General features: G+C 40.1%; 1 protein-coding gene. It reads left to right on the top strand.

Going from position 1 to position 302, the window contains the following annotated elements; translation table 11 throughout:
* Positions 1–302: MucBP domain-containing protein (locus HMPREF2904_RS11855; protein WP_256263221.1), on the top strand; the 302-nt coding region annotated here is incomplete at both ends.

The raw sequence follows: 302 nt of genomic DNA, 5'->3' as shown, positions 1-302 counted from the left end.
GACAACCGTCCAAGCACGATCGAGTTCCAAGGCAAGACATACGAATTGGTACCAAAAGGTAATTACCCAGTAGGTCAAGTTGACGAACAAGGTCACTGGACAGGTGATGATGCTACAACTGGTAAAGTTGCTGAAAAAGATAAGAACGTAACATATGTCTACCAATTGAAACAACCTAAGGGTAATGTCTACGTACACTATGTTGATGTCAATGGTAACAAAATTAAAGATGATGTCACAGACGAAGAAAATCAACCAGTTGATAAAGATTACGATACAGTAGTAGACAACCGTCCAAGCAC

The sequence above is a fragment of the Streptococcus sp. HMSC072G04 genome, from assembly GCF_001813295.1.
Classification (GTDB): domain Bacteria; phylum Bacillota; class Bacilli; order Lactobacillales; family Streptococcaceae; genus Streptococcus.
Note: the sequence above shows the minus strand (reverse complement) of the source record. Positions and strands in the feature narration are given on the sequence as shown.